22 protein-coding genes, 2 tRNA genes and 1 pseudogene are annotated in these 20,827 nt (G+C 45.0%); 3 read left to right on the top strand and 22 right to left on the bottom strand.

The annotated features are described in order from the left end of the window. Window positions 1–2: 2 nt before the first annotated feature. The 8 genes from ugpE to ONZ52_RS18270 form a co-directional block, all read right to left on the bottom strand. Window positions 3–851, bottom strand: a complete 849-nt coding sequence (ugpE, locus tag ONZ52_RS18305; protein WP_265220108.1) for a sn-glycerol-3-phosphate ABC transporter permease UgpE — start codon at window positions 849–851, stop codon at window positions 3–5. Next, window positions 848–1,726, bottom strand: coding sequence for a sn-glycerol-3-phosphate ABC transporter permease UgpA (gene ugpA, locus ONZ52_RS18300; protein ID WP_111608340.1), 879 nt, complete (start codon window positions 1,724–1,726; stop codon window positions 848–850). Before ugpA ends, ugpE begins: the two co-directional genes overlap by 4 nt. Window positions 1,727–1,824: 98 nt before the next feature. Continuing rightward, the gene (gene ugpB, locus ONZ52_RS18295) at window positions 1,825–3,126 is read right to left on the bottom strand and encodes a sn-glycerol-3-phosphate ABC transporter substrate-binding protein UgpB (RefSeq protein ID WP_265220106.1); all 1,302 of its coding nucleotides are present in this window, start codon (window positions 3,124–3,126) and stop codon (window positions 1,825–1,827) included. Between the two features lie 223 nt (window positions 3,127–3,349). Further along, window positions 3,350–3,652, bottom strand: a complete 303-nt coding sequence (locus ONZ52_RS18290; RefSeq protein WP_265220105.1) for an Hpt domain-containing protein — start codon at window positions 3,650–3,652, stop codon at window positions 3,350–3,352. Window positions 3,653–3,682: 30 nt separating this feature from the next. After that, complete coding sequence (locus ONZ52_RS18285) at window positions 3,683–5,596, bottom strand: ATP-binding protein (RefSeq protein ID WP_265220104.1); 1,914 nt, start codon at window positions 5,594–5,596, stop codon at window positions 3,683–3,685. Further along, entirely contained in the window at window positions 5,583–6,857 is a 1,275-nt protein-coding gene (locus ONZ52_RS18280; RefSeq protein WP_265220103.1) for a CHASE domain-containing protein, read from the bottom strand. The genes ONZ52_RS18285 and ONZ52_RS18280 overlap by 14 nt, the downstream gene beginning before the upstream one ends. Before the next feature lie 131 nt (window positions 6,858–6,988). After that, a tRNA-Phe gene (locus tag ONZ52_RS18275) sits at window positions 6,989–7,064 on the bottom strand. 85 nt (window positions 7,065–7,149) lie between these two features. Then, a tRNA-Phe gene (locus ONZ52_RS18270) sits at window positions 7,150–7,225 on the bottom strand. Between the two features lie 118 nt (window positions 7,226–7,343). Between ONZ52_RS18270 and trmL the strand changes: the two genes are divergently transcribed. Further along, window positions 7,344–7,817, top strand: a complete 474-nt coding sequence (gene trmL / locus ONZ52_RS18265) for a tRNA (uridine(34)/cytosine(34)/5-carboxymethylaminomethyluridine(34)-2'-O)-methyltransferase TrmL (protein WP_111608334.1) — start codon at window positions 7,344–7,346, stop codon at window positions 7,815–7,817. Window positions 7,818–7,829: 12 nt separating this feature from the next. Continuing rightward, window positions 7,830–8,933, top strand: a complete 1,104-nt coding sequence (locus ONZ52_RS18260; RefSeq protein WP_265220102.1) for an ion channel — start codon at window positions 7,830–7,832, stop codon at window positions 8,931–8,933. A 14-nt stretch (window positions 8,934–8,947) separates the two neighbouring features. On the opposite strand, the gene ONZ52_RS18255 is transcribed toward ONZ52_RS18260, so the two are convergent. The 14 genes and pseudogenes from ONZ52_RS18255 to ONZ52_RS18190 all read right to left on the bottom strand — a co-directional run bounded on the left by ONZ52_RS18255 (window position 8,948) and on the right by ONZ52_RS18190 (window position 19,397). Beyond that, window positions 8,948–10,684, bottom strand: coding sequence for a potassium/proton antiporter (locus tag ONZ52_RS18255; RefSeq protein WP_265220324.1), 1,737 nt, complete (start codon window positions 10,682–10,684; stop codon window positions 8,948–8,950). Between the two features lie 19 nt (window positions 10,685–10,703). Further along, window positions 10,704–10,955: a YfhL family 4Fe-4S dicluster ferredoxin gene (locus tag ONZ52_RS18250; RefSeq protein WP_111608331.1), complete on the bottom strand. Its 252-nt coding sequence runs from the start codon at window positions 10,953–10,955 to the stop codon at window positions 10,704–10,706. Between the two features lie 67 nt (window positions 10,956–11,022). Next, a pseudogene (gene coaD, locus ONZ52_RS18245) lies at window positions 11,023–11,508 on the bottom strand (pantetheine-phosphate adenylyltransferase). Window positions 11,509–11,678: 170 nt separating this feature from the next. Beyond that, a complete protein-coding gene (locus ONZ52_RS18240) occupies window positions 11,679–12,131 on the bottom strand; it encodes a YggT family protein (RefSeq protein ID WP_265220101.1) in 453 nt (150 codons plus the stop codon). A 107-nt stretch (window positions 12,132–12,238) separates the two neighbouring features. Continuing rightward, a complete protein-coding gene (proC, locus tag ONZ52_RS18230; protein WP_265220100.1) occupies window positions 12,239–13,066 on the bottom strand; it encodes a pyrroline-5-carboxylate reductase in 828 nt (275 codons plus the stop codon). A gap of 93 nt (window positions 13,067–13,159) precedes the next feature. Continuing rightward, window positions 13,160–13,888, bottom strand: coding sequence for a YggS family pyridoxal phosphate-dependent enzyme (locus ONZ52_RS18225; RefSeq protein ID WP_321160369.1), 729 nt, complete (start codon window positions 13,886–13,888; stop codon window positions 13,160–13,162). Window positions 13,889–14,044: 156 nt separating this feature from the next. After that, on the bottom strand, window positions 14,045–14,821 hold the full coding sequence (locus tag ONZ52_RS18220) for a GGDEF domain-containing protein (protein WP_265220099.1): 777 nt from the start codon (window positions 14,819–14,821) through the stop codon (window positions 14,045–14,047). Continuing rightward, on the bottom strand, window positions 14,796–15,152 hold the full coding sequence (locus tag ONZ52_RS18215) for a hypothetical protein (protein ID WP_265220098.1): 357 nt from the start codon (window positions 15,150–15,152) through the stop codon (window positions 14,796–14,798). Before ONZ52_RS18215 ends, ONZ52_RS18220 begins: the two co-directional genes overlap by 26 nt. Window positions 15,153–15,268: 116 nt before the next feature. Continuing rightward, window positions 15,269–15,958 carry an amidohydrolase family protein gene (locus ONZ52_RS24875; RefSeq protein WP_321160368.1) on the bottom strand — a complete coding sequence of 230 codons (690 nt, stop codon included), beginning with the start codon at window positions 15,956–15,958 and terminating at the stop codon, window positions 15,269–15,271. Beyond that, a complete protein-coding gene (locus ONZ52_RS24870; RefSeq protein WP_321160367.1) occupies window positions 15,958–16,545 on the bottom strand; it encodes an amidohydrolase family protein in 588 nt (195 codons plus the stop codon). Before ONZ52_RS24870 ends, ONZ52_RS24875 begins: the two co-directional genes overlap by 1 nt. Window position 16,546: 1 nt before the next feature. Then, window positions 16,547–17,551 carry an aspartate carbamoyltransferase catalytic subunit gene (locus ONZ52_RS18205; RefSeq protein ID WP_265220097.1) on the bottom strand — a complete coding sequence of 335 codons (1,005 nt, stop codon included), beginning with the start codon at window positions 17,549–17,551 and terminating at the stop codon, window positions 16,547–16,549. Between the two features lie 242 nt (window positions 17,552–17,793). Then, window positions 17,794–18,291, bottom strand: coding sequence for a bifunctional pyr operon transcriptional regulator/uracil phosphoribosyltransferase PyrR (pyrR, locus tag ONZ52_RS18200; RefSeq protein ID WP_265220096.1), 498 nt, complete (start codon window positions 18,289–18,291; stop codon window positions 17,794–17,796). Between the two features lie 75 nt (window positions 18,292–18,366). Continuing rightward, a complete protein-coding gene (gene ruvX / locus ONZ52_RS18195; RefSeq protein ID WP_265220095.1) occupies window positions 18,367–18,825 on the bottom strand; it encodes a Holliday junction resolvase RuvX in 459 nt (152 codons plus the stop codon). Continuing rightward, window positions 18,825–19,397 carry a YqgE/AlgH family protein gene (locus tag ONZ52_RS18190; RefSeq protein ID WP_265220094.1) on the bottom strand — a complete coding sequence of 191 codons (573 nt, stop codon included), beginning with the start codon at window positions 19,395–19,397 and terminating at the stop codon, window positions 18,825–18,827. The genes ruvX and ONZ52_RS18190 overlap by 1 nt, the downstream gene beginning before the upstream one ends. Before the next feature lie 566 nt (window positions 19,398–19,963). Between ONZ52_RS18190 and ONZ52_RS18185 the strand changes: the two genes are divergently transcribed. Next, entirely contained in the window at window positions 19,964–20,809 is an 846-nt protein-coding gene (locus tag ONZ52_RS18185; protein WP_265220093.1) for a 2OG-Fe(II) oxygenase family protein, read from the top strand. Window positions 20,810–20,827 lie beyond the last annotated feature (18 nt).

Here is a 20,827-nt window from a genome sequence, read left to right as displayed (position 1 = left end):
GACTACTTCTCCGAATCCACTAAGCCTTTTACAAACAGCTTCTGCATACCAATCACTACTGCAACCGGTGGCAACATCGCTAATAAGGTGGTGGCCATAATTTGGTTCCACGCAATATCACCGTCTGTTACTGACAACATGCGCTTAATACTCATTACCAAGGTGTAATAGGCATCGTCTGTGGTGATCAACAAAGGCCAGAGGTATTGATTCCAACCGTAAATAAACAAAATAACAAACAACGCGGCGATATTGGTTCGAGACAAAGGCAACAATATGTCAAAAAAGAACCGCCATGGCCCGGCGCCATCCATCCGAGCCGCTTCGACTAACTCTCCTGGAATACTCAAGAAACACTGACGAAACAAGAAAGTCGCCGTCGCACTGGCAATTAAAGGCAAGGTTAATCCAGTGTAACTGTTAAGCAGATCCAGATTCGCCACCACCTCGTAAGTGGGCACAATCCGTACTTCAACAGGCAACATCAAGGTCATGAAAATGATCCAAAAGCACAAGTTACGAAACGGAAAGCGGAAGAACACAATGGCGTACGCCGACAACAACGAAATAGCAATTTTGCCAAAGGTAATGCCCAACGCCATAATCAGGGAGTTCAGCATCATAAACCACACTGGCACGTCGACACCGTTACCGGCTTTGTCGAATAGCACAGCGCCCCATGTTTCTGCACCAGCATTGCCAAACCACAGAGGAATATGCCCAACGCCAAACGCCGACGCAGGATGAGTCGAGGCCACCAAGGCCATCCACACAGGCAATGCCACCAAAGCAATCCCCGTCAATAACGTCGCGTGGCTTACAAAGGTTAACCAAGGTCGATTCTCGATCATGAGTACTGCACCTTACGCTCAATAAAGCGAAACTGAATGACCGTCATCAGGCCAACAATGCCCATCAACACCACAGACTGCGCCGCCGATCCACCAAGATCCAAGCCAACAAAACCGTCATCAAATACCTTATAAACTAAGGTCGTCGTACTTTGCCCCGGGCCACCTTTGGTGGTCGCATCAATCACCCCGAAGGTTTCGAAGAAAGCGTACACAAGGTTAACAACCAACAAGAAAAACGTCGTCGGAGACAACAACGGAAAGACAATGGTCCAAAAGCGTTTAAACGGACTGGCACCGTCAATCGCTGCCGCTTCAATCAGCGAACGCGGCACGGCTTGCAAACCCGCTAGGAAAAATAAGAAGTTGTAACTGATTTGCTTCCAAGTGGAGGCTATCACCACCAATATCATCGCTTGGCTACCATCAAGATAATGGTTCCAATCGACACCCGCAGACTTCAACCACAAGGCAATCGGCCCCATGCTCGGATCAAATAAAATCCACCACAACACACCCGCTAATGCCGGTGCCACCGCGTACGGCCAAATCAATAAGGTTTGATACGCCAACTTGCCGCGAATCACCCGATCCGCCATCACCGCCAACAACAAGGCCACCGACATGCCCACAATGGCCACAGAAAAACTAAACACCAAGGTGGTTAAAATAGATTGGTAATATAAGGGGTTTGAAAATAAATCAGCAAAGTTTTCCAAACCAATAAATTCACGACTCAGACCAAACGCGTCTTCTTGATAAAACGCTTGCTCTAAGGCTTGCTCAGCAGGCCAAAGAAAGAAAATGGCGGTTATCAGCAACTGGGGCAAAAGCAATAACCAAGGTAAGCCCTTTTGGGGAAAGGTAACTGTCATCGGACAATCCAAACAAAAGAAAAAGACAAATAAAAAAACACACCATCGCAGCAATAAAAAGTGCCCTCACGCATGACACATGAGGGCACTGCTTTTATTTAATCATTCGCTTTTTCAAAACGGCGAAGTTGCGCATTACCACGCTCAACCGCCGTATTAAGAGCCGTTTGAGCATCCACATCTCCGCTCCATACAGACTCTAATGCTTCATCAATGATGCCGCGAATCTGCACAAAGTTACCCAAACGCAACCCCTTAGTGTTTGCCGTAGGCGTGCCCGTTGTCATTTGCATGACACCCGTTTCTGTACCTGGATTTGCTGCGTAGAAACCTTGTTCTTTGGTCAAATCATACGCCGCCTTAGTAATTGGCAAGTAGCCTGAAAACTGGTGCCAATCCGCTTGTACAGACGCTTTAGACAAGTAGCTCAAGAAAGACGCCACACCTTTGTATTCTTCTTTGGAATGGCCTTGCAATACCCACAAAGACGCACCACCGATAATGGTGTTAGAAGGCTGCTGCACCTTACCTTCCCAATAAGGCAACTCGGACACACCGAAATCAAAAGTCGCATTACGCTTGATACCAGCGTAACCTGCTGACGATTCGGTAAACATGGCACACTCTTGGCTGTAGAACTTCGCCGCACCATCGTTGGTACGACCAGAATAACTAAAAATACCGTTCTTTTGCCATTCGCCCATTTTCTCAATGTGAGCCACTTGCAATGGGCCATTGAATGTAAGCTCGGTTTTCACACCCGCAAAACCGTTTTCCAACGTCGCAAACGGCACATTATGGCGAGCACTTAAGTTTTCTAACTGAACCCAAGACTGCCAAGCAGTCGTAAAGCCACAGCTCACGCCAGACGCTAGCAGCTTTTTAGACACACTTTCGACTTCTTGCCAGGTTTTAGGCGCTTGATCAATGCCCGCTTTTTTGAACAAATCTTTGTTGTAATACAAAACGGGTGTTGAACTATTGAAAGGCATGGAGAGCATATGCCCTTCGCTGTTAGAGTAATAACCGGTAACAGCGCTTAAATACGCACTTTCATCGAACGGCTGACCTGAGTCTTTCATCAACTGATACACAGGATAGATCGCGCCTTTGGCCGCCATCATACTGGCTGTACCCACTTCAAATACTTGTACGATAGCTGGTTGTTGCTTAGCGCGGAACGCCGCAATCGCCGACGTCATGGTTTCCGTATAGTTGCCTTTATAAACGGGCTTAACTTCGTAATCACTCTGAGAATCATTGAAGGCCTTCGCCATTTCATCAACCTTCTCACCATTGGCACCACCCATAGCGTGCCACCACTCTATTTGTGTTGCCGCAAAGCCCGAACTTGCCATAGCCAACCCAACAACCACCGACGCTAACTTCAAATTATGCATTTCCGTGTTCCTCACAATGAGTTTTTATTTGAAAAGAAAGAACCACTATAGAAAGAAAATGTTTCACTTTGATGATAGTTAGGTTTCATTTGAAATACAATTGCAATTCAAATGAAACCTTCCTTGCGTCGAAAGGGCAAGATATGAAAGGAAATAAAGATCTCTTAGAGAAGATTTAACGCAAAATTTCTTGTTTGAAAACAAGCCTCAAAGCCTCAAAGGCCTATCTCAAAGCAGTATAACGAATAGGTAATTGATCGCCCTTACCTTGTATCGCTACACGTTCCATTTCAGTGATTAGTTGACAAAAACGATAACCAGACACTTCCAAAGCAGCGCCTTTTAAACGGTGTGCGACCAAAGCAAAATTTTCCCAGCCCTCATCCATCATGTGAGCTTGTAGCATGTCTAGAAAGACAGTAGCTTCTTTAATAGACTCACTGGCAACCAAAGTCATTAGTTCATGGTTATAGGTCAGACGAGACTCTCGTAGAGCTGTATTATCAAATACCTTAGGCTCAAGCATGACAAAGAATCTCCATTTCAATCTTATCCACTAAGAAAGCCATTTTGTGAGTATCACTACTAATTTATCTTGTGAAATTGGTTTAGCGATATGGTCATTCATCCCTGCCGCAAAACATTCATCTTCATCACCTTTCATGGCATTGGCACTAAGTGCAACAATCACTAAATCAGAAGGCGTTTGTCCATCGGTAAACTGACGAATCGTTCGCGTCGCTTCATAACCATCCATGATTGGCATCTGGCAATCCATGAAGATCAGATCGAATTGAGTGGATTGGGCTTGCTCGACCGCTTTTTGACCGTTCTCCGCTACCACAACCTCTACGCCATATAAATTCAACAGACCACGAGCAACAATCTGGTTGGTTAAATTGTCTTCTGCTAGCAATACTTTGGCCTTAAATATTGGCCGACCCTCAGAGGCTTTCTCTACTTCGCTCGCCGCCATCACTGGCTCTCCTCCCACTAATGGTTTTAGATTTTCAAGCACGTCCACCAATGGTTGATGAAAAACAGGTTTCGTTAAAGAAGCAACATACACTTCTTTATCAAAATCCATACTTGAACGTCCTTGTAGCAATATTCGCTTAACCGCATTCTTCCGGCAAAATGAATCCAACTCAGTCACATCAGAAGTAGCCGAAACGACATCAGAGTCCAGTAGTATACAATTTCCGATCCATTCACTGTCAGCAAGCGCGCTGGCAATACTATCGTAAGCATTGCAAATGACCCCTAACGAATCCAGCAATGCGCTAACATACTCACGACCAATTTTATTCGCATAAATTAACGTCACTCTAATAGCTTGTTCTGTGCCATCAGTCACCACGGGGATATGCTCTGCAGTTGAAACCACAGTGAGTGGTATACGAAACCAAAAATCAGACCCCTGACCTTCCACTGAGTTTAAACCGATCTCTCCATCCATGGCTTGGATAATTTCCTTACTGATTGCCAAACCCAATCCTGTGCCACCAAATTTGCGTGTTGTCGACCCATCCGCTTGTTTAAAACGCTGGAACAAATGCCGTTGATTAGTTTCAGACACACCAATTCCTGAGTCTTTAATACCAACACTCAAAACAACACTGTCATCCGCTAGCGGCTCAAGCGTAAATCGCAACGCCACTTCACCTTCTTGGGTAAATTTAACCGCATTCCCCATCAAATTAACCAACACTTGTTTGAGGCGCAATCTGTCGCCAAAGAGTAATATATTAGGAACTGGAGTGGTTGGTGAATTCAGTACGATGCCCTTCTCTTCGGATTTTAAAACAAAGATATTGGTTACTTCTTCAATTAACGCCCGTAACTCAAAGTCTTGCTTGTATAACGCTAAGGTTCCCATCTCAATCTTAGACAAATCTAAAATATCATTAATAATATCCAACAAGGATTCCGCACTCTGCTGAGACATTTTTGCTAAATTCGACTGTTCAGGCTGCAATTTCGTATTCATCAACAAAGACAAACAACCAATAACGCCATTTAATGGCGTACGAATTTCGTGACTCATATTTGCCAAGAATTCACTTTTAGCGCGGTTGGCTTCTTGCGCCTCTTCTTTGGCTTTGCTTTGTTCCAGTTCAGACGCTTTTAAATGCTCGTTTGCCAACTGCAAATCTCGCGTCCTTAATCTCACTCGATTTTCAACTTCCGCCGTATGGCTACTCACAATCAATAAAAACCAACCAAATAAACCAGTGAATAAAAAACCACAAGCTAGAACAAACTTCACGATCCAAGGCTGTTTGAAAAAGTAGTTGTCACTAACTTGATACAACTGCCAGTTTTTGCCACCCACATTAATAACGAAATTAACCGCATGATGAAATTCACCGGCCAGGTAACGAGTAACCAAGTCTTCTGCAGACAAATGAGCTGCCGTATTTTTTGTCACGATAATCGGCTTGGATGTCGCGTTATCAGTATCGACCAAGTAGAGCCTCAGTATTGGGGAGAAGCCCTTGCTTAACAATGGTATCGGTTAACGTATCAATCTCGATGACCGCTGTCGCAACACCTAAAAAAACATCGGTGTCTCGATCAAAAAATGGCAAAAACAATAATACAGCATTCGAATTTTGAACTAGCTTGAGTGGAGCCGTGGGGTAAACTTGACGTGACGAAATAGCCTGATCTAAGGCAAAACGTCGATCGGCTTGCGAATAAACGTCGTAACCTAATGCCGCTTTATTGCTCTGTAAGGGGCTAATAAAAGTCACCACAATGTGCCTATCTCTTGGCGTAACGGTCTTAAGTTTGCCCTCGCTGTCCCTTTCCTTCACACGAAAAATATCGTCTGGGTAATTTTTTTGAATCATCTGTTCAAAGCTAGCAATATCTTTTCCAGCCACGACAAAGTTTAATGACACCCCCAAAATAGAATCATCTCGACGCATCACACTATCTGCAAAAAGCTCAAACTCATTCGCTTCAATTTGCTCACTGCCGTTTATCAAGCCGACAAAGCTGTGCAACATATCCACGCTGTTTTTAATACGATTATTAAGCAGCACTTCTAGCAATTCGGCGTTGGAACGAAACTCTTTCGATTGTTTATTCCATTCCGAATAACTGCTTCCCCAAGACAAAACAATCGTAAGCACCAAGACAAATATAAAACCACCCACTAAACGCAGCGGATGTTCGAATTTATTACCAAAGTACTGAGGGAAACACACTGCCAACCAAGGCACCATGACCAACACCCCGATCATGTCACCGCCCCACCAAACCAGCCAATTGGTTAGAAACTCCGCCTTATTAATGATTCCAAAAGAAAGTAACGACGTTGAACCAACACTGGCACTAATCAAGGTGGACAAGACACCGGCTAAAAAGACAAACCTAACCACTAAACCAGTACGATGAAATTGAAAAGGCACACCTACAAAACGGCGAACTAAATAGCCACCAACAAAAGATTGTAACGTTGAACCAAGGGCAATAAGAACAGGAAGAGACCAAGCAAAAACATGATGATTAACCCAAGTCGCACCCATGTTTAGCAACATAGACCCTAGGAAAATACCGAACGGCGCTTGCTTAGGAAAAAAGATAGACGCCGCCACCGCCAAACCAGAAGCTGGCCAAATAATCGTCGAATAGCCCGGTGAAATCGCAACAGCCAACCCCACAACGCCAAGGATAAAATACCCCAACGCAGTTAAGGCGACTATCGTCATCACTCTCATCATAATCACTTGCTCCATCAAAGATAGTTAAAGCATAACTAAAACAACGAGTGTTTAAGATTTAATATTGGTTACGTTATGTAATAAAAAGCTATTTTATGGAGAGTTTATTATAGAGAAAGATGAGGAATATATGGTGCCCAGAGACGGAATCGAACCGCCGACACGAGGATTTTCAATCCTCTGCTCTACCGACTGAGCTATCTGGGCAAATAAGACATGACCGGTCATTTTGAATAAAAAACCGATTTAACCAAAAAAAGCCTGCTAAAAATAGCAGGCTTTCTCTTAATCATGGTGCCCAGAGACGGAATCGAACCGCCGACACGAGGATTTTCAATCCTCTGCTCTACCGACTGAGCTATCTGGGCAAGTGGGGCGTATTATAGAGAAACCTTTTTTCTGGTCAACAGTTTTTTTGAAAAAAATTAAAAACTTAGTTTCTTCTGTTCCTCTGGTATTATCTTCCTATATCAAGGAGATAAACCTATGCTGCATGTTGTGCTTTACCAACCTGAGATTCCACCCAATACGGGCAATGTTATTCGTTTATGCGCCAATACTGGCTTTCATTTGCATCTGATTGAGCCTCTCGGCTTTGATCTAGACGACAAAAAGCTACGTCGGGCAGGTTTAGATTATCATGAGTTCACTCGTTTAAAACGCTATCCAGACTTTCAATCCTTTGTTGATCAGAACGAGATCGCCACGATTTACGCTCTAACCACTAAAGGCAGTCGTACGCACAGCGAAGCGCGCTTTGTTGAAAACGATGTGCTGGTTTTTGGCCCTGAGACACGCGGCCTGCCTGCTGAGTTTATTGAGGCGCTGCCACCAGCCCAAAGACTGCGTTTGCCCATGCAAGCCAATTCTCGCAGCTTAAATCTATCGAATACTGTCGCGGTGATGGTATATGAGTCTTGGCGTCAATTAAATTACGCCATGCCAATCGATAATGAGTAACACAGAGGTCCAATGAACTCTCTCGCAATGATGCTAAGGCGAAATAAAAATCGTCATCAATTCCGCAAAAAAGTTCACCTGCATGAGACGAGTGATTTAAAAAAGCGCCTCGTATTGATTGCTTGTGTCATCGCCTTGCACAGCTTGGCGATGGTTTTTTTCGAAGATTTGGATTGGTGGCAAGCCTTCTGGCTGACCATGACATCGGCCAGTACAACGGGTTATGGAGATATCTCAGCCATCACTTTTTGGGGACAATTTTCAACCATTCTGTTAATTTATGGAATGGGGATCACTCTGCTCGCCCAAATCGCCAGTGACTATGTCGAAATCAGGCTAATACGCAAAGAGATGCGTATTAAAGGCCGAATGAAGTGGGACGATATGCAAGATCACATACTTATTGTTAATACCCCCAAATACGATGCAGAACGCTACTTACGCTTACTGATCAATCAAATTAGTGTCACACCAGAGTTGACCGATATCCCGGTCCAGATCTTAACCACGGCCTTTCCTGAGGGTTTACCTCTGGATTTAAGATCACATGGTGTGGTACATCACACAGGCGACGCCTTAGAAGATGGCATGCTCGAATCCGCAGGTGCACACAAGGCTAAATACATTATTGTGCTTTGCCAAGACTTACAAGATAGCCACTCAGACAGTTTGACCTTTGATATTCTGCATCGCATTCACGCACTACAATCGCCAGCATTTATTATAGCGGAAGCGATTAACGACACGAATCGCCCGAGATTTAAAGCCGCCGGGGCAAACGCTATTATCAGACCCGTTCGTGCCTATCCAGAAATGCTTGTACGCTCGTTAATCGCTCCAGGAACAGAGCAAGTGTTAGAAGATTTATTCCGACACCAAGGAGACCACACAATTCGTTTGAATGTGCGTTTAACGGGAGTGACTTGGGCTGAGGTGGTCACCACCCTAATTCAAAAGGACATTGGCACCGCGTTGGGTTATGTGCGTAAAAATGGTGAGATTGTCACCCACCCACAAACCTTCTCTTCCATAGAAGCCGAAGGGTTGATCATTCTGATAAACGACGATCAGGTGATCCCTTCACTAGAAGAAATAGGCCAGTATTTTACGTCTTAAGGTAAAGGTTGGGCTTACGCTTGTTTGTCTTGAAGCTTAAGCCCAATGATCTCAATTTGGTTACCGTCCATTTGGCGAATGGTTAGGCGAATGTTACCAAAGCGCACTCGATCCCCTACCACCAAGTGCTTACCAAGCTGACGCTGTAGCAGCTCAGCGGCCGTGTCTTCAGGCGCGATGCCCTCTAGCGGCACACCATATACTTTCGCTAGATCAATCAAAGGCGCATCACCACGAATAGCAAATTCACCAAAGAAATTCTGCAATAGGAAAGAGCCAGACGCTTGCTGAGAAAAAATCTGCGCGACATCATTGACATCCTCCGGGTGCAACAGCATCCAAATTCTATCCCCTAGCTGCAATACAGTATCCGCGTTCACTACGATGGGTTTTTGATCACGAACAAGCGATACCAACTGCGGTGTAGACACGGTTGCACTGGGTACATTTTGCACAATCGAAGCGGGAATACGCACTTTTTCAGTCTGTACAAGAAACTCATACAATTCTAATGAGTGGTGCGAATCGGCATCATCAATCAAAGAAAAGCGCGTCGTTGGCGCAGGCGCAGGCGGCACCACCACTTTCAACCAGCGCGCGACAACTGGCACTGTCGACCCTTGTAGCAACAAAGAAATCAGCACCACGGTAAAGGTAATTTCAAACAATAATTCCGAATTAGACAGGCCAGCAATAATCGGATAGAGCGCCAATACAATGGGAACCGCACCTCGCAAGCCAACCCAGCTAATGTAAAAGCGTTCGGGCCAACGGAAATCAAATGGCAGCAAACAGACCATTACCGCCAAAGGACGTGCAACAAAAATCAAAAATGCGGCAATCGCAATCGCCTGCCAACCATGGGTTAACAAACTGGATGGCGTAACCAATAGACCAAGCAACAAGAACATGCCAGCTTGTGCCAACCAGGCCAAACCGTCCATCACCTGGGAGATAGCATCAAGCTGTTTAATGCGCCCATTCCCAACGGTCAAACCCACTAAGTAGACGGCCAGAAAACCACTGCCGCCAATCATATTGACACCAGAAAAAATAGCCAGACCAAAAGAAATAATGAGAAGTGCGTATAAACCTTCAATCAAAGGCACACGACGCAGGATCATTAATAGCAGTTTACCACCTAGCAAACCAAGCACACCGCCCACAGCAAATTGCTGCAGCATTTGCCCTAAGAAAGACAAAATACTCAAATGATCCGCACTTTGCAGCAAGCCCGTTAACATGGCCACCAGCAAAATTGCCATAGGATCGTTGGCACCGGACTCTATTTCCAATGTGCCGCCAACACGCTCATTAAGCTTTACGCCACTGTTACGCAACAAACTAAAGACGGCTGCAGCATCGGTTGAACCGACCGTCGCCCCCAGTAGCAAGCCATAGATCAACTGTACATCGAGCAACCAAGCCGCAAACATGCCGACGGCCCCGGTAGTAAAAACCACACCCAACGTAGCCAAAGACAAAGATGGCCATAAAGCCACACGGAAAGTACTAGTTTTGGTTTGCATACCGCCATCCAGAAGGATAACGGCGAGAGCGAGGTTACCGACAAAAAAGGCGAGGCTTGGGTTGTCAAAATCCAGTTGGCCAATTCCCTCTTCACCTGCCAACATCCCCATTCCGAGGAAAACAAGTAACAAAGGTAAGCCAACACGTACCGTAAAAGAGCTAGCCAGAATACTGACTAACAACAATATTCCGGCTAAAAATATAAAACTATTTGTGTCGATAGCGGCAACACCCTATTGGTTATAGCTGACCTGTGAGCACTAAGTATTTTTCCATTAGCTGCTCTTCCGTTTCTTTGTGATTCGGATCCAAAGGAATACAGTCAACAGGACACACTTGCTGGCATTGAGGCTCATCAAAATGACCTACGCACTCTGTACATTTGGATGGGTCGATCACATAAATCTCATCTCCCTGAGAAATCGCTTCGTTCGGGCACTCAGGTTCACATACATCACAGTTGATGCATTCATCGGTAATGATAAGAGACATTTTTCTCTCCTAAGACCGCTGCGATATTGGCACAGGCGCTAAGCAGCAGAACTAAATAAAACAGACATTAAATCGTTTGGTAGTGTTCTTGTAGAACACGTTTTACTTCTGGATTTACAAACTGACCAAAATCGCCGTTTAGAGACGCAATTTCTCGCACTAAGGTCGACGAAATATAAGAATGTTTTTCAGAAGGCGTCAAAAATATGCTTTCAACATCCGGAGCAATCGCACGATTCATATTGGCTAATTGAAACTCGTATTCAAAATCTGACACAGCACGCAAACCACGGATCACGACCTTGCCATTGACGGAACGAGTAAACTCGGTCAATAGGTTATCAAAACCGACCACTTCCACATTAGGCAAATGACCCAATACTTTTTTCGCCAATGAAATACGCATTTCATGGGACAGTGCTGGGCGCTTTTAGGTACTCGCAGCCACCGCTACGATAACCTTGTTAAATAGCTTTGATGCGCGTTCAACCAAATCCGTATGGCCGTTTGTAATAGGGTCAAATGTCCCCGGATAAACCGCAATCGTACTCATAGCTTTCATCCAAAAAATTAATAAGGGAGAAGGAAGCGGGCAGCTGACGTTTTTTTGTCCGCTCAAATTCCCGTTTAGGGGTCGCATCATATAGGAATACGCCCCTGTTCTCAATTCACCGAATAATATCCAGTATTTTTATTGCCTTATGCACAATGCAGATAACTGCACTAAATACTATACGGTGCTAACACTTGCTTCAAAAACGAAATCGCCAAAAAGATAAAAATGGGGGATAAGTCCAATCCGCCCAAGGTCGGAATTACTCGCTGACAAGCACGATATAGAGGTGCCGTAATTTGCCCTACTAGCAAGGCACCTGGGTGACTCGCCGTAGGAGCGACCCAGCTCAGAATGACCGAAATAAGCATGGCCCAAAAATACAAATCCAACAAATGGTATAACGTGCCTGCCACGGTAAAAATAGCATAACTGACCGGAGAAATCCCCACGCCATTAATCAATACCACCAAGAAGACCGTCAGTAACTGCACACCTAATGCTAGCACTAGGGATGCGGTATCCAAACGACCAATCGCTGGAATCACCTTGCGCAAAGGCAAGACAATCGGGCTTCGTTGCTTTAACGATGCCTTGGCTAATCGGATTGTAAAAATCCGCACGAGTCAGTTGAAGCACCAAACGTAACAACACAATAAATAGATAAAGGTTACAAACAACCTTTACTAGCATGACAAATGGATCCGAGTACATGTTCAATAGTCCTTAATTAAGGTTTTTTCACAGAAAAGCTTTGCGCCATTTCTTTAGATCGGTTGATACAAGCCGTCATTGCATCGGCTACCATTTTATCAATATCGGATGCCTCCAAAGATAACAACGCCTGTTCCGTTGTCCCCTTAGGTGAGGTGATGTTCTTACGCAATTGGGCAATAGGCTCATCCAGCTCGATTACCATACGGGCTGCGCCTAACATAGTTCGACTGGCCAATTCACGGCTGGTAGTTTCATCCATGCCTTGTTGCTGTGCATGTTTAATCATGGCTTCAAGGAAACGAAAAAAATACGCTGGCGCACTGCCAGACAAGCTAGTCACTGTGTGCATATACTCTTCATTGTCTACCCAAACAGAATGGCCAATACTAGAGAATAGTTCACTGACCCATGTTTTTTGCTCATCATTGGTATACTGATTAGCAATTAATCCTGTCATCCCCACGCCTAGCTGCGAGGGTGTGTTTGGCATACTGCGAACCAAAGCAACAGGCTTACCTAACCAATGGGCCATCGCGTCAAGCTCAACACCCGCGGCAACTGAAATGAACAGCTGATCTTCTCGTACAGAGGCCGAGAAGGCTTCAATTACGTCTTGCATTTGTGCCGGTTTAACGCACAGCACTACCACATCGGCTTGACTCACTGCTGAGTCATTATCGGCCAGCATGGTAATTCCGTACTGCTGCTGATAATAATCACGTTTTTCAGGTGTTCTAGAAGTACCGATAATGTTTTTAGCTGGATAGCCACTCGCAAGCATGCCACTAAAAATCGATCTTGCCATATTACCCACGCCAATAAAGGCGATATTTGGTGTCATGTTATACCCTATTCTGTTCGTTATTTAAGCAGACATTCGTCTACCTATTTAAAATACGCTGTCGTTATCTCTCACGCTTTCGCTGAGCCTCTCTCACGCTTTCGCAGAGTAATCACGCTCGCCAAAAATAGCGGTTCCGACTCGCACCATGGTGCTGCCGGATTCAATCGCTGCTGCTAAGTCGCCAGACATGCCAATCGACAGCGTGTCTATCATGCTATCGGATGTCGATAAATCAACAAAAGCCTTCACCAGTGGCGCGTAAACGGTGCATTGCGCAGCATGGCTTTCCTGTGGTGCAGGGATAGCCATCAGGCCTCTAAGTTGTAAATTCGGCAACGATTTTATCAAAGCCACCATATAACCCAACTCCGACAAGGCGATACCCGCTTTGCTCTCTTCACCACTAATGTTCACTTGAATACAGACATTTAATGGCGGTAATCCTTCTAAACGCTGCTCACTCAAACGACGCGCAATTTTCTCTCGATCAAGCGAATGTACCCAGTGCATTGTTTCCGCAATCAGGCGTGACTTGTTAGACTGAATAGGGCCAATAAAGTGCCACTCTATGTCGGTTAAATGCGCTAAAGCGTGGTATTTATCGACCGCTTCCTGCACATAGTTTTCACCGAACGCTCTTTGCCCTGCTTCATAGGCCGCACACAACGCTGACACGGGCTTAGTCTTACTGACCGCCAATAAACGTACGCAGCCTGCGGCTCTATGACATTGTTGAACGAGCTGGTCAATCTGCCCTGTAACCTGGGCTAAATTGGCTTTGATATCGGCCACTTCAAGGCTTTCGATTTTCATCGACATATCGCATTATGCTCCTTATATTCACCCACCATAGGCTCATTTTTTGTCTGCATTTATCAGCCCAAATATACTAAACAAGCTTAAAAGCCCTTTATAGGAGGCATGATATCATTATTTTAAGGGACAAATAAAAGTGACGTGACGACTTATTGAGCTTTACAAGGTATAAAAACCGGCACTTGACTCATAGCATTCTCCATGAAATTCGAGGCGATATCCGGTGACATTTTTCAGCGAGTGCGCGGCAAACGAAGCCGCCTGATAAAGCGACTCCAAGGATGAATGCTCTGGGTAGAAAGCAATACCGATAGACAAGCCACTTCGTATTAATCGATTTTTTGAAAATGCGGGAGCACTGAGCGATTTTAATAATTTTGCCGCTACCACTTCTGCATCCTCTAAATGTTGAATACGTATTCCCATCACCAGCTCATGCTCATCGTAATGGGCAATAAGATCATTATCCCGAACAGTATCTCTCATGACGTCGGCCAGTACTTTTAGATCAGCATCATTCACTTTTGAACTAGAGTGCAACAAAATTGAAAGCAAAGCCGCTCGCTGAAAGTGGCGACGAGAGTCTTTTAGTACAATACCAAAACTGTTTTCAAAACTGTAACGACGTAATAATCCAGTGGAAGGATCTCGATGACTGTCTTCTAGCAACAATTGATCGGCTTTTTCACGTTCAAAAATAGCACATAGCCAAGCTTCATACGCATTGAGTGCAAGCATCATCAGCTCATTTTCTAAGCGATTTCTTTCTCGCTGAAACGCCAACATGAGATATATAGAACCTTGGTCGTCCGACACACTGACCATGGATACATGGGTAAATTCGTGATCATGCAAAAAAGGTTGCCAATGTTTCCAGCTGGACATGGTTTGAATATCAACATCATGGCGCTTAGGACACGAAGGTACTCGCGGCAAAAGTCACCAAGGCTTGAGGAACGCTGATCAACTGGCCATTACGATTGGGCAGACCTTCATTGATCGAGTCTGTGAACTGTATACGCCACTGCAAACACTCCTTGTCACAAACAATAAAAAGGCAATATGCATTGGGCAATAGAGATTGCAACTTCTGTTTAGAACAATTCAGTAAAGTACTTAAAAGCGCTCCTTTTGCAAGTAGCTGCAACATCTGAGGCATGTCACCGTATAGCTTTTTAACAAAATCTCGCTCTTTTTCAAGAAAGACCACACGCGACAGTAATGCCTGTTGTTCCTTGAATAATGAGTTTGAAGAATCGATAGACATAAAATACTAAAGCCAAAATAATCCGTAATACAAACTAGATTAACGGCCTAATATTAAAAGTAAAGGAATAGTAAGGCCAAGTAAGCGAAAAACCCTACTTAGCCTTACTTATTGACTCAAACGACCTGATAAACACGCTGGCCTGAGATATAAGTCGCCATAACCCGACCGACAAATTCCTCACCGAGGTAAGGAGAATTGTGGCCTTTTGTCTTGCGGTTCTCAGAAGACCATGTCCAACGCGCCGTACTATCAAACAAAATAAAATCTGCGAAACTGCCCACGGATAAGGAACCCGCCTCGAGACCAAAACAGGCTGCAGGCCCTGAAGTTAGGCAAGTTAACAGCGTCAAGAAGTCTAAGTCGCCTTCATCGATCAATTGCATCGCCAAAGGCAACAAGATTTCTACGTTCGCCATACCTGGTTCAGTTGCAGCAAATGGTGCGATCTTGGCCATTTTTTCATGTGGCTGATGATCAGAACAAATGGCGGAAATAACCCCCGCTTTGATACCCTCGATCAAGGTCAATCGATCTTCATCACTACGCAGTGGTGGCAATACATGATAATGACCGTCAAAACGATTCAACACCTGATCAGTAAGCAACAAATTGTGTACTGCCACGTCTGCGGTAACATCCAAACCTGATGCTTTAGCATCGGCAATCATTTCAACCGATTTTGCACAAGACAAACGAGCAAAGTGTGCACGAACCCCTGTTTTTTGCACTAGCAATAAGTCGCGCATCAATGCAATGGTTTCTGCTTCTTCTGGAATACCTGGCAAGCCATGCATGGTCGACATTAAACCTTCATGGGCACACCCCCTTCCGAAAGACTGGTCTCGTCAGGATGAAATACCACCAACAAATCATGCGTTGCCGCATACTCAAGCGCACGAACCAATACCTTAGTATTCGCCATAGGATGGCGATGGTTCGATAGCGCCACGCAACCTGCATCAGTCAGCGCCACCATATTACTAAGTTGAGCACCTTCTAACCCCTGTGTTAACGCGCCAAGAGGAAATACGTTTGCCATTCCTGCATCGTCAGCCTTGTCTTGGATCAAAGCCGCTACCGCCGGTGTATCCACAATAGGGCGAGTATCTGGTGCACATACTAAGGTAGTCACACCACCGGCAACCGCCGCACGACCTTCCGTGGCAATGTTACCTTTTTGAGTCAATCCAGGCTCACGTAGAGACACTGCCAGATCCACTAAACCAGGCAATATCCAATGGCCCGATGCATCTACGACTTCGGCATCATCAAACTCTTCAGGCGCCTCGCCAATCGCGACAATTTTTTGATTATCAATAAACAATTCTGTGACGGCATCGAGACCTTGACTAGGATCGATCACACGACCATTTTGAATACGTAATTTCATGCTATTTATCATCCCCCGCTGCTGACGATTCGGCACTTTGCAACTGCCCACTCATCGCCATAGACATCACCGCCATACGCACCGCAATGCCGTTAGTTACTTGGTTCAAAATAACCGAATGTTTGCCATCAGCAACTTCAGAGGAAATTTCCACGCCTCGGTTAATTGGGCCTGGGTGCATCACGATAGCATCCGGCTTGGCCCAAGAGAGCGTTTCTTCCGTTAAGCCGTACAAACGATAAAATTCACTTTCACTGGGCAACAATCCACCCTTCATGCGCTCTTTCTGCAGACGCAACATCACCACGACATCTACGTCTTTTAGACCCGCTTCTAAATCATGGCAAATCGTAGCGCCCATTTCCGCAAAGAAACTGGGCACAAGAGTCTTTGGTCCGACCAAACGTACATCACTGACACCCAATGTCGTCAGAGCCTGCAATTGCGAACGCGCCACACGAGAGTGCAAAATATCGCCCACAATGGCGATTTTTAAGCCTTCAAAGCCCCCCTTGTGACGTCGAATAGTCAACATGTCTAGCATGGCTTGCGTTGGATGGGCGTGACGTCCATCCCCTGCATTAATAATGGCCACGTTAGGCGTACAATGCTCGGCAATAAAATGTGCCGCACCACTGTCTGAATGGCGCACAATAAACATATCGCTTTGCATAGCTTCTAAATTTTTTAAGGTATCCAGCAAGGATTCACCTTTGGATGTGGCGGACGTTTCGATATTAAGGTTGATGACGTCAGCCGATAAACGCTTCGCAGCCAATTCAAAAGTTGTGCGAGTTCGTGTGGAATTTTCGAAGAATAAATTCACCACGGTTTTGCCGCGTAGCAAAGGGACTTTTTTAACCGATTGCTCTCCCATCGAAAGAAAAGATTCCGCCCGATCAAGAATCTCAGTCAAAATGGTTTTATCCAAGCCATCCAACGTTAAGAAATGTTTAAGCTGCCCGTGTTCGTTTAACTGTAATGCCCGAGGTTCGGATCGCATCATGGTTTGCTTTCCTCAAACTGCAAAGACGGTATCGTCTTTCTCTTTTTGCTTAAAAAATAAAACGTCTAGATAGGAAAATGCCCGGTGCAGGCGTACTGCAACCGGGCATTCATGACAGTAAACAGCTGTCTCACCTCATTCCCTCGGTAAGATATCGTTCTTATCACCACTGTAGAGTCAATTTTATCCATGCGTTAATTGTCGTATGTGTACGCGAAAAAATAAAGTCTTGTTGTGTATAATTAATCGGTATTAATCACCGAAAAACCAAGCGGTTGTGGTCCAGTCAGCTTAACTCTTTGGTCAGGATTAAGCGTCAACCGCTCACCAACAATGTCCGCCGCAATCGGTAACTCATGTTGCCCAAGATCATAAAGAATCGCTAAGGTGATACTGGCAGGTCGGCCAAAATCAAATATTTCGTTCATGGCGGCTCGGATCGTTCGACCAGACATTAATACATCATCAACCAAAATAACGTGCCGATCTTCAATCGCTGGTAACAGGGTTTGGTTTACCTTAGGGTTTAAACCCGCTTTGGTAAAGTCATCACGGTAAAAGGTAATATCTAAGGTGGCGAGTGGCTCGTTTGTTGGCACAGCAGACATCAAATGCTCCGCCACCCAAACACCACCGGTATGAATTCCTACAACAATGGCATCTTCAATCTTTTTCTTTTCGCAGTAAGACGCTAATTGTTCCCTCATAGACGCCAGCGAGCGCTCTAAATCTAACTTCATTATTTCCTCATACCTTGTTGTTAAATTCATCATAAAACAGGACGTAATCTCTGTCTTCTATTAGCGATAAAGTCCCTAGAAAGATTCTGCAAACCAAGTTTCTACAATCATTTGGGCCGCCAAACCATCCACAGAATTCTCTTTAAAGTTACGGTTACCACCACGTGCAATAACCTGCCCTTTTGCCTCATAAGAGGACAGTCGCTCGTCCATCATATGGTAAGGAAGGTTGAAACGTCCATGCAGTCGTTTGGCAAACTTACGCGCCCGTTGACACATCTCATTTTCTGAACCATCCATATCCAGTGGCAAACCGACCACAAAAGCGTCCGGTTTCCATTCTTCCACAATACGCGTGATTTCATCCCAATTCGGGATGCCTTCTTTTGCTTTAAGAGGATCGAGCGGCTGCGCCGTCCCCGTAATACTTTGCCCAATAGCCACGCCAATACGTGTCGTACCAAAATCAAAACCCAATACTGCGCAGGCAGCATTGGGTTTTTGGTTAGCATTCAAAGACGATGTTGCCGTCATTAACCATGTCCTATATCCGGTGATAGTCTTGTCATATCAATTCCCAGCACTCGTGTCGCGGCCGTGAACTGCATGTCACTTGGTGTATGAAATAATACGTCTAAATCCGCTTCACATACCAGCCAATCGTTATTCGCAATCTCGGTTTCAAGCTGCCCCGCATCCCAACCAGCGCATCCCAGAGTAATTCGGAAAGCGTGTGGTCCATTACCTTGAGCAATGTCTTCAAGTGCTTCTAGGGAAGCCGATAACGACACTTCCTCAGTGACATGCAAGGTTCTATCCCAGGATTTGTCCGTGGTATGTAAAATAAAACCTCGTTCTGCCTCCACCGGCCCACCAGTATAAATAGGGGCAGCCGCTAAACGCGAACCGTGAATTTGGATGCCGAGGTGATCGGCTAACTCGGTGAAATAAATATTAGAGGGACGATTAATTACAATCCCCATGGCCCCTTCTGGTGTGTGCTCACAAAGATAAATAACCGTGTGTTCAAGGTGGGGATCGTCTAGATGTGGCATAGAAATCAAAAAGTGATTTTTAAACGAATCGAAATATGCATTCATAGTCATGAAGCCTCTTTAATTGATGACAACGCAGTAAGCGCGTTGATTATTTACACTTAAGAAGTACTTGGAGCTAAAAAAACAACATGCCAAAAGGCTGATATAGACGGTAGAGCTGTAAAGAAGATCAAAAAGAAGACGGTAAATTTACACAACCGACTTATGCAGTATAGAGGAAGATGAAAATTAACCCACCCCTAATACACAAATTATTACTAAATCCCTTCAAAACACACATTTCAAGCAGTAAACTAACGATGTTTTCACATTTGAGATAGCTAACATGTCCATGACTTCATCATACAACGCTCATCAAAGCTCGGTTCAGACCAAGTCATTTGATTGCGTTCGCACGATGAGCCTGGCGCAATGGCTAGAACATTATCAAGCAGAAACCGTCGACTTACGCTATTTTTTCCACAGCGGTTGGTCCTCTTAGTCTTACGTATCTTGCTCTAAAGAATCCATTGTTTTCAGAATCCGGCCCCATGAGACTGATTGAAAACATATGAAAATTTTTTTGCACTATTCGATGAAGACAAGACTGCCAATAACTGGCAACAGGAAAAAACATGCAACTACAAGCCATTGATTACACCAGCAGCACTGCACAAGAAGATTTCGTTAAGTCCCTACGCGAAACAGGATTTGGTGTACTAAAAAATCATCCCATCAAAAAAGAATTGGTTAGCGCTATCTACCAAGATTGGCAGGAATTCTTCGCGGATGACAGTAAATACGACTACCGCTATAACGTCGGTCCACAAGATGGTTATTTTTCACCTAAGGTAGCGGAAACCGCCAAAGGTCATACCAAACGTGACATTAAAGAGTACTTTCATTACTACCCTTGGGGTCAGTGCCCTGAAAAACAAAAGCCCTTGTTAGAACAATACTATGGCGAAGCCTCTGCTTTGGCAAAAGAGTTGCTCGCTTGGGTAGAAAAGCACTCTCCAGCAGACGTAGCAAAACATTATTCACAATCGCTCTCCAGCATGGTAGATGGTAGCCAACAAACCTTGCTGCGCGTCTTACACTACCCACCACTCAAGGGCGATGAAGAGCTAGGGGCGATCCGCGCAGGTGCCCATGAAGACATCAATTTGCTCACTATCCTGCCTTCCGCCAATGAGCCTGGTTTACAGGTTAAAGCCAAAGACGGCACCTGGATGGACGTACCTTGTGATTTTGGCACGCTTATCATCAATATTGGCGACATGCTACAAGAAGCATCCGGTGGTTATTTTCCATCCACTTCCCACCGTGTAATCAACCCAGAAGGCGCAGACAAAACTAAGTCGCGCATCTCTCTACCGCTGTTCCTTCACCCTAAACCGGAAGTGGTGTTGTCAGAACGCCACACGGCAAAAAGTTATTTGCATGAACGCCTTGTTGAGCTAGGCGTATTGCCAGCCTAGTAGAAAAAACACGGTCAT

Origin of the sequence: Marinomonas rhodophyticola, assembly GCF_026113935.1 — a bacterium.
In the GTDB taxonomy this organism is placed as follows: Bacteria; Pseudomonadota; Gammaproteobacteria; order Pseudomonadales; family Marinomonadaceae; genus Marinomonas; species Marinomonas rhodophyticola.
Note: the sequence above shows the minus strand (reverse complement) of the source record. Positions and strands in the feature narration are given on the sequence as shown.

What these genes read in the sequence shown, in the direction of transcription:
- ONZ52_RS18250 (WP_111608331.1), bottom strand. Translation starts at nt 10,955, where the DNA reads ATGTCTCTTATCATTACCGATGAATGCATCAACTGTGATGTATGTGAA.
- trmL (WP_111608334.1), top strand. Translation starts at nt 7,344, where the DNA reads ATGCTGCATGTTGTGCTTTACCAACCTGAGATTCCACCCAATACGGGC.
- ONZ52_RS24870 (WP_321160367.1), bottom strand. Translation starts at nt 16,545, where the DNA reads ATGAAATTACGTATTCAAAATGGTCGTGTGATCGATCCTAGTCAAGGT.
- proC (WP_265220100.1), bottom strand. Translation starts at nt 13,066, where the DNA reads ATGACACCAAATATCGCCTTTATTGGCGTGGGTAATATGGCAAGATCG.
- pyrR (WP_265220096.1), bottom strand. Translation starts at nt 18,291, where the DNA reads ATGAAGTTAGATTTAGAGCGCTCGCTGGCGTCTATGAGGGAACAATTA.
- ONZ52_RS18215 (WP_265220098.1), bottom strand. Translation starts at nt 15,152, where the DNA reads ATGTCTATCGATTCTTCAAACTCATTATTCAAGGAACAACAGGCATTA.
- ugpA (WP_111608340.1), bottom strand. Translation starts at nt 1,726, where the DNA reads ATGACAGTTACCTTTCCCCAAAAGGGCTTACCTTGGTTATTGCTTTTG.
- ONZ52_RS18190 (WP_265220094.1), bottom strand. Translation starts at nt 19,397, where the DNA reads ATGACTATGAATGCATATTTCGATTCGTTTAAAAATCACTTTTTGATT.
- ugpE (WP_265220108.1), bottom strand. Translation starts at nt 851, where the DNA reads ATGATCGAGAATCGACCTTGGTTAACCTTTGTAAGCCACGCGACGTTA.
- ONZ52_RS24875 (WP_321160368.1), bottom strand. Translation starts at nt 15,958, where the DNA reads ATGTCGACCATGCATGGCTTGCCAGGTATTCCAGAAGAAGCAGAAACC.
- ONZ52_RS18225 (WP_321160369.1), bottom strand. Translation starts at nt 13,888, where the DNA reads ATGTCGATGAAAATCGAAAGCCTTGAAGTGGCCGATATCAAAGCCAAT.
- ONZ52_RS18280 (WP_265220103.1), bottom strand. Translation starts at nt 6,857, where the DNA reads ATGATGAGAGTGATGACGATAGTCGCCTTAACTGCGTTGGGGTATTTT.
- ONZ52_RS18260 (WP_265220102.1), top strand. Translation starts at nt 7,830, where the DNA reads ATGAACTCTCTCGCAATGATGCTAAGGCGAAATAAAAATCGTCATCAA.
- ONZ52_RS18290 (WP_265220105.1), bottom strand. Translation starts at nt 3,652, where the DNA reads ATGCTTGAGCCTAAGGTATTTGATAATACAGCTCTACGAGAGTCTCGT.
- ugpB (WP_265220106.1), bottom strand. Translation starts at nt 3,126, where the DNA reads ATGCATAATTTGAAGTTAGCGTCGGTGGTTGTTGGGTTGGCTATGGCA.
- ruvX (WP_265220095.1), bottom strand. Translation starts at nt 18,825, where the DNA reads ATGACGGCAACATCGTCTTTGAATGCTAACCAAAAACCCAATGCTGCC.
- ONZ52_RS18205 (WP_265220097.1), bottom strand. Translation starts at nt 17,551, where the DNA reads ATGATGCGATCCGAACCTCGGGCATTACAGTTAAACGAACACGGGCAG.
- ONZ52_RS18185 (WP_265220093.1), top strand. Translation starts at nt 19,964, where the DNA reads ATGCAACTACAAGCCATTGATTACACCAGCAGCACTGCACAAGAAGAT.